Annotated in this window: 5 protein-coding genes and 1 pseudogene; all 6 read right to left on the bottom strand. The window is 61.9% G+C overall.

The annotated features are described in order from the left end of the window. Positions 1-443: 443 nt before the first annotated feature. Positions 444-2,825 (bottom strand): polysaccharide biosynthesis tyrosine autokinase, encoded by a 2,382-nt coding sequence (locus EOA86_RS14295; protein ID WP_128342229.1) that lies wholly within the window; start codon positions 2,823-2,825, stop codon positions 444-446. 269 nt (positions 2,826-3,094) lie between these two features. After that, positions 3,095-3,991: a UTP--glucose-1-phosphate uridylyltransferase gene (locus tag EOA86_RS14300; protein WP_127212364.1), complete on the bottom strand. Its 897-nt coding sequence runs from the start codon at positions 3,989-3,991 to the stop codon at positions 3,095-3,097. A 57-nt stretch (positions 3,992-4,048) separates the two neighbouring features. Next, positions 4,049-5,017: a glycosyltransferase family 2 protein gene (locus EOA86_RS14305; RefSeq protein WP_128342230.1), complete on the bottom strand. Its 969-nt coding sequence runs from the start codon at positions 5,015-5,017 to the stop codon at positions 4,049-4,051. Then, the gene (locus tag EOA86_RS14310) at positions 5,007-5,957 is read right to left on the bottom strand and encodes a glycosyltransferase family 2 protein (RefSeq protein WP_095517313.1); all 951 of its coding nucleotides are present in this window, start codon (positions 5,955-5,957) and stop codon (positions 5,007-5,009) included. Before EOA86_RS14310 ends, EOA86_RS14305 begins: the two co-directional genes overlap by 11 nt. Further along, entirely contained in the window at positions 5,957-6,952 is a 996-nt protein-coding gene (locus EOA86_RS14315) for a glycosyltransferase family 2 protein (protein ID WP_128342231.1), read from the bottom strand. Before EOA86_RS14315 ends, EOA86_RS14310 begins: the two co-directional genes overlap by 1 nt. Positions 6,953-6,980: 28 nt before the next feature. Next, positions 6,981-7,573, bottom strand: a pseudogene (locus EOA86_RS14320) (glycosyl transferase family 1); the annotation flags it as partial.

Below are 7,573 nucleotides of genomic sequence, written 5' to 3' on the forward strand. Positions count from 1 at the left end.
GCGTGCAGGAGTGCCGTACCTGCTTTCGGTGGTCATCGTCGGCGCGACCATGATGGCCGCGAGATGGCTGATTGCGATCGAGGCCGGACCGCGATCCGGCTTCTGCTCGACCACACGATCGTCCGCTACCGTCTCAAGGCGGCGTAAGCGGGCCCGGTTCCTGGCTGCAAACGTCCTGCGGTGGGAATGTGCGGCGCGAAGCATAGTGCCCACGCCTTTTGCGCGACCCGTCGCGGCTCGGGACCTCTACTGGTCAAGCGAGGAGATCGACCCGCACCTAAGAGACATCATTCCCCGCGATCTTACCGGCTCTTGCGCAGGGCTGCCGGTCATGGTCTTTTCGAGGGGGCATTCGTGTTCGCTCACGCGGGCTCAGGCCCGGTATCGGCCTGGCCGCGCAGGACGCCACGATCTGCTCAACATCCGTTCCTAATATACCGGCCTCAGGTGTTTGCTTTCGTCCGCGCTTCCGATTTTTCCAGATAGTAGGACGAATATCTGTCGAAGAATTTTTCCGAGCCGCCGATCGATCCATACTTCGCCAGCTTCTTCAAATCGACCTTGTTGAGGACCACGCCGACGATCTTGTTGGCGATATAGGGTTCCGAACTCAGTATGGATTGCACCATCGCACGCGGCGTGCGCCCCCATTCGGTTACGAGCACGAAGCCGTCGGCAAGCGGAGCAAAGGCCTTGGCATCGACCACGGGGCCGAGCGGCGGCAGATCGACGATGATGTACTCGAAGGTCTCCTTGGCATTGTCGATGAAACGCCGCATCCCGGCCGACGATAGAAGCTCGCTGGTGTGCGAGAAATGACCGCGCGGCACAGCCGGGACAATCGCCAGCTTGGTCTGCCGGTCGATCTTGCCGACGGACTGCCAGGTCTGCCCGCTCACTACCGCCTCCATCAGGCCTTGCTCGGCCTCCATGCCAAGGCTGCGGCTGAGGCCGGGTTTGCGCAGGTCGCCGTCCACCAGCAGGGTTTTCGACCCGTTGGCAGCAAGCAGTCCGGCCAGATTCGCCGCCACGGTCGACTTGCCCTCACCGGGAAGAACCGAGATCACGCCAATGACCCGGCTGCCTTGCCCTTCCATCACGACGTCGAAGGCAATCTTGGCGCTGCGAAGCGTTTCGGAAAACATCGATGCCGGGGCGTCGATGCTCACCCGCATGCGCGCGCGTCTTTCAGCGGCCGACGGTGATTGGGCCGTTTTGATGTCCGCCTGACCGTCATCGCGCTTATCGTCCTTGGCGACCTTGCTGCCAATGATCGGCAGGTAGCCGAGGAATTTGAGGCCGACGCGATCGCGAACGTCTTCGCCGGTCCTGAAGAACCGCTCCCTGAATTCATTTAGGCCACCAACCCCGGCCCCCATCATCACGCCAAGCACAAGCGAAAGTCCCAGCACTATGGACGTGCGCGGGGTTGCCGCGGACTGCGGCAGCGTCGCGTCCGAGATGACGCGGATCTTGCCAACCGGGAAGGATTGCTGCTGGGAGGCTTCTTCGTAGCGGCCAAGGAACGTCTGATAGAGCGTCGAGAGCGCCGTTGCCTTCTGCTCGAGTTCGCGCAGCTTCACCTGCGACTGGTTGTCGATGGAACTCTTGCCCGCCGCTAACGCGACATTTGCGCGGAGCGCCGTCTCGCGCGCGAGAGCAACTTCGTATTCGTTGCGGTAGCTTTCGGTCAACTGCTTCAGCTCGCCGAAAATCTGCGCTGATATGTCGGCCTTTTCCTTGGCAAGTGCGACCGCCTGGGGATGCTCTGCCCCGAAATTGGCTTCGATATCCTGCTGCCGCTTGGCGACAGTGAGATAGCGGGTCTTGAGCGTTGAAATGATCGAGTTGCTTGGCTGGTCGGCGGATATGGCGGCATCCCTGAATGCGTTGTCCGAACCGCTTTCGACGATCGACTTGTATTGCTGGTAGCGGGCGCTGGCGCGGGCGGTATCGGCCTGCGCCTCAATGAGCTGGCCATTGAGGTCCGACAGTTGCTTGTCGCTGATCAACTGGCCGTCATCGACGGCCAATCCGTGTTCGGCCCTGAACTTCTCGACGGCGAGCGACGCTGCCTGGGAACTTTCACGAAGCTCCGTCAGCCGGCCTTGCAGCCAGACCGCCGCGCGCTCGGTCGCATCGAAGCTCGCATCGAGCTGATCCGCGAGGTAGGCGTCTGCGTAGGCTTTGGTGATCGCGGTCGCAAGTGCGGGATCCGTCGCTTGATAAGCGATGGAGATCACATAGCTTCGACCGATGCGCTCGGCCTGCACTTCGTTTTGCAGTTTGAGGACCGCGTAATCGCGGCGTGACGAGGCAATCATCGCGTCACGCGTCGCCGGATCAAGCTGGGTGACGTCGGTGGTGCCCACGGCGGGGCTGGGACGGAAGTACCGGATCACGCCGCGCACAAAGCCGGCCGCCTTCGACACGGCCGATGTGGGAGGATACAAGAAAGCGTCGTTCTGATCGAGCTTCTGCTTGTCGACGACCACCGCCGCCAACCTCGCCGAGTGAAGAATTTCGATCTGGCTCAGAATGGCGGAATCGGTCTGCATGCTGACCGACGCCGCCGAAACCTCGTCAACGACCTTATTCAAGCCTTCGTCGATAAGCACGCGGCTGGTCGCCATGTAGGTGGGAGGCGTGGTCTGCAAATAGAGCACGCCCAGAAAAAGACCGATGGCAGCGCATGCCGCAACCACCTTTGCCTGCCTTGCTGCCATGCTGAGCAAGCGCTCGATATCGATGAAGTCGTCGGCGCTGACTGCGTCCGAACTCGGCAATGGTTTCCTCTTGTCTAGAGGAAAATTGGCATAATTCATCTTCGGTCCAATTCTACTTTGCATCTAGAGCGGCGGTCCCTCAAGTCGACCTGTGCCGCCGCTCTATCTCTTGTTTGAGCATCGGATTTCCCAAAACCGCCTCTACTTTTGGGTCCGATGCTCTCGTTTGCAGGCGCTGAAGCAAGATCGGGAGAATCAGCACATATATGACGCAAGCTTCATGCCAGACAACGCGAAACCCGGGCCGCCACGCGCATCGGCATGTCTTACGTCACCGTCCATATGCTAATGCTCCCAAAAAATGGGCATTATGCGGCTTCCACCCGGCGCTCATGCGACCGGACAAACTCCTCAAGCATCTCGAAGATTGGCCCCTTCATGTCGTCACGCGCCAGCGCGAAGGCGATATTGGCTTGGATGAACCCTTCCTTCGAGCCGCAGTCGAACATCCGGCCGTTGAAGGGCTGGGCAAAGAAAGCCTGGTTCTGCGCAAGGCGAACCATGGCGTCGGTCAGCTGGATTTCGTTGCCGGCGCCGCGCTGCTGATTGCCGAGCAGCGCGAATATCTCGGGCTGCAGGATGTAGCGGCCGTTGATGTAGTAGTTCGACGGCGCATTGGCTGGAGCCGGCTTTTCGACCATGGCGGTGACCTCGAAGCCCGAGCCGACATCGGCGCCGCAGCCGACAATTCCGTATTTGCTGGTCTCGGTCGGATCGCAGCGCTCGACGGCGATGACGTTTCCGCCGGTCTGTGCATAGAGGTCGGCAATTTCAGCGAGACATCCACGCCCGCCGAAGGACACCATGTCCGGCAACAGCAACGCGAAAGGTTCATCGCCGATGACTTCCCGGGCGCACCATACCGCATGGCCGAGACCTTGCGGCGACTGCTGCCGGATGAAGCTCGTCGCACCAGCCACGGGAAGCAGGCTTTCGAGCGCCTGAAGCTGCGCCGTCTTGCCAGTCTGCTCCAAAGTCCCGATCAATTCTGGATGCAGGTCGAAATAATCCTCTATGACTGCCTTGTTGCGGCCCGTCACGAAGACAATGTGCTCGATGCCGGCTTCGAACGCCTCGTCCACCGCATATTGCACGACAGGCCTGTCGACGACCGGCAGCATTTCCTTCGGCATCGACTTGGTCGCCGGCAGGAATCGCGTTCCAAGCCCCGCTACCGGTATGACTGCCTTCCTGACTTTTTTCATTGCATATTCCTTCTGAGGAGATCGACTTCAACCTGTCGCAGGCCGCGAAAACTGTTTTCACCTGCCTGCACCTTTCACCTCCCCCGCACCCACGGCAAATTGTGCCGCCACCCTTCGCAGCCGAACGGCGATCGGCATGCTCATATGCCGAACGGCCGCCGGATCGCTGAGCGCCGTCCACACCGCCTTGAGCGGGGACCGCGCCTTGATGTGCTGGACCAGCGACAGGAACGACGCCGCCTTGCGCAGGCTGCGTGTGCGCCTTGCGAAAGCGGCCTCGGCCTTGGCGTCCATCGAATGGGTTCTGGCGAAGGCGAGATCGGCCTTGCGCATCGCCTCGACGTGATGAAGTTCGAGCACGCGGGAAATGGAGCCGGTCCGGATATGGTAGACGTAGCCGGTCGTCGGCTCAACCACACATTTTCCGCCCTTGGCCAGAGCACTGGCCAGCAGGATGTAATCTTCGCCGATGATCAGGCCTTCGTCATAGCGAAGCCCGTTTTCGTTCAGGAAGCGTCGCTGGAAGATCGGCTTGAGATAGCCGAGATTGAACCTGGATTCGAAGACCACATTGCCGGCGATATAGTCCGCTAGCGAGATTTCACTCAAGCCCTCGAGATAGTCGGCCGGGAACATCGTCTCTTCGGCAACGCCGTCCTCGCGAACGACCTGGAGATTGTCGACCGAGATCTCGGCGCCCGCTTTCTCCGCGCGGTCAATCATGGTGCAGATCCGCCCGGGATAGATCGCGTCATCGGAATCGAGGACCGCGACCCACCGGCCGCGGGCAAGCTCAAGGCCGGCATTCCTGGCGCCGCCGGGACCACGGTTCTGTGCAAGGGCGACGACGCGCACGATATCCTCGGGGTAGGATCGCGCCAGATCGAGCGTCCGGTCGCGCGACTGATCGTCGACGACGATCACCTCAACGCTGACATCGCGCTGGGCGATAGCGCTGGCGATCGCCCGCTCGATGGTCAGCTCCGCATTGTAGGCGGCAATGACAAAGGTGACGTCAGGCTGCACGCTTGCCCCCTTCCTGCGGCGATGGCAAGCCGTATTGGCGGATTTCACGCACACCGACGAGACCGCTCACGACGCCGACATGCATGATGCCGCGAAGCACGCTGCGGTTCCTGCGCACGGGATTGATGGCGACCGGGATTGCCAATGCGAAACAGTAGACCGCCTTTGCCGAGGCGAGGCCGACTTGCCTGACCAGCGCGAGGCCACTCGCGTCGCGCCCCAGGAGGTGCCCATGCGTCTGCCCGACGCGGAACCGGCGGCGGCGGAGCCAGTCGAATGCGGCCCTGGCGCGCGGTACCACTTCATCGACCCAGGCTTGCGGCGAAAAGGCGATGCGACCGCCGGCCTTGACCATATGGTCGAAGAATTCGGTGTCCTCGCCGCCGGTCTGGCCACGCGCCAGGCTGAACCGCCGGCCGCGGAGGCTGTCGGCGCCCATCCTGAGCAGGACGTTGCAGGTGTAGCCGGTGCGGATCTCGCCGCCCACCCAGACCGGCAGGGTGGAGTGAAAATCGCCGCGGCGCATCCAGGCGGGCGCATCCGGCCGATAGCGCGCCCGCACCGGTCCGAGCACGGCGGCAGCGCCACTCACTTCCGCCGTCGCAACCAGTTCGGCGAGCCATCTGGACGATGCCGTTTCGTCATCGTCGAGGAAGGCGACGAAATCCGCCATGCTGGCGTCGAGGCAGGCGTTGCGGGCGATCGAGATGTTGCGCGCCGGGCAATGACGATAGCTGATCGGCAGCTTCAACGTCTCCGCCAGCGTCGCCACCAGCAACTCGGCCGTCGGCCCGTCATCATTGTCGGCGACGATGACGCGAATGTCGAATCCCGAAGGCACCTCCAGGGCGGCTATGGAGCGAAGCGTGTCGGCAAGCTCCGGCCGCCGAAACGTGCAGACGCAGATGTCGATGCTGCGGTTTTTTTCGGCCACACCCATCACGCTACCCTCCTACTCTGTGATCGCGGTCCAAGCAGTTGCAGCCAGAAGCCAACGGACCAGCCGAAATGCATGACCATCGCCGAAATCCCAGCAAGCGCATTGTCCGGATTGCGCTGGCTGATGGCAGTCCACACGCCATAGCCGAGACAAACCGACGCCCACACCAGAAGCGGCACGACCGCCAACCAATGCACGAAGAAAAAGGCAGAGAGAAGGACAACGGGGAACACCAGAAGCGGCAGCATCTGCCGGACCTTGGGTATCATGCGGTGCTTGAGAACGTTCTTTGCGCGGCCGCGGCCATAGCCGAGATACTGGAAATACAGGCCGGCGAGCGACGCGCGCGGGTAATAGATCATTTGCGTCTTGCCGCTCATCCAGATTCGGTAACCGGCCTGACGGAGCCGATAGTCGAACTCCGCATCCTCGTTGTGGCTGAACGTCTCGTCATAGCCGCCCACCGCCTTGAAGGCCGATATCCGCATCAGCGCATGGTGGCCGTGATCGACCCACTCGCCCACTGAGAGATGCCGGTGCTTCGAGCCGCCCGTGCCGAGCTTGGAATTCTGTGCAGCCGCCACCGCTTTCTGCACCGTGCCGCTGCCGCTGGTCAGCATGGAGACGACGACCGAATCGGCGCCGGTGGCCAGCGCCTCCTCGACCAGCCGATCGCAATAGTCGGGGGGATAGCCGCCATGCGCGTCGATGCGAATGAGATATTCAGCCCCCTCGCCGTAACTGGCAACGGCGAGATTGATCGCCGCGCTCTGGAGGCGCTTTTCATTGTGAAGAAGGATGATCCGCGGATCTTTCCCGGCAATCTCCTCGACGATTGCTCTCGTGCCGTCCGTGCTGCCGCCATCGGCAACGACGATCCGGGCACCGAGCCTCTCGGCCGACGGTCGAAGCTCATGAACAAGCGCACCGATGTGAGCCGCTTCGTTCAGGCACGGAATCACGATCAGGCTGGGCGCAAGCTTTTCGGTTGGCATCATCGGCCCATGTCCATCGATTGCCATCCTAAGCCAGTGCCTGGGCAGCATACGGATCCTGCACAACCGTCAACCCGCGAAGCTTTTCGACGAGCGCCCGGCAATCGCTGCGATCATGGCTCCAGGTTCGCGGATTGCGGGCAAGAACACGCGCCCGCAATTTCCCGAAACGATGCTCGTCCAAATCCCCCAGGGCGGCTTCGAGGGCCTCAGGCGTGGCTTGAGGCAAAAGAACGCCTATACCCTGCCGGTCGAGGAACCGGCCGGTTTCGGTGTTGGCCATCGAGATCGGCACGGCGCCGAAGCGGCAGCCCTCGTAGAGACGGTTGGGCAGCAGCCATTCGGAATTCAGCCCCTGCTCGAAAAAATCGATGGCCCAGGAGAAATGGACCTCGCGGTAGATCGTCGCCATATCCTCGGGGTTCCGATAGGGCCCGCCAAACGAAAGCCAGGGCTCGGCTTCGACAAAACCGTGAAAATCCGGAAATTCGGAAAGCGCCGGGCGGCCCCTGAGGATGATTTCGAAGCGACCGTCGAGCCGTCGGGAAAATTCGGCCAGAAGCTCCAGGGAGCGGCGGCACCGGAGCGCACCGAACCAGCCGATCCGCCAAGGCGGAGCGA

Source organism: Mesorhizobium sp. M5C.F.Ca.IN.020.32.2.1, assembly GCF_004023105.1.
GTDB lineage: Bacteria > Pseudomonadota > Alphaproteobacteria > Rhizobiales > Rhizobiaceae > Mesorhizobium > Mesorhizobium wenxiniae.

Excerpts from the sequence above, each read along its gene's own strand:
- EOA86_RS14295 (WP_128342229.1), bottom strand. The coding sequence starts at position 2,825 with ATGAATTATGCCAATTTTCCTCTAGACAAGAGGAAACCATTGCCGAGT.
- EOA86_RS14300 (WP_127212364.1), bottom strand. The coding sequence starts at position 3,991 with ATGAAAAAAGTCAGGAAGGCAGTCATACCGGTAGCGGGGCTTGGAACG.
- EOA86_RS14310 (WP_095517313.1), bottom strand. The coding sequence starts at position 5,957 with ATGGGTGTGGCCGAAAAAAACCGCAGCATCGACATCTGCGTCTGCACG.
- EOA86_RS14315 (WP_128342231.1), bottom strand. The coding sequence starts at position 6,952 with ATGCCAACCGAAAAGCTTGCGCCCAGCCTGATCGTGATTCCGTGCCTG.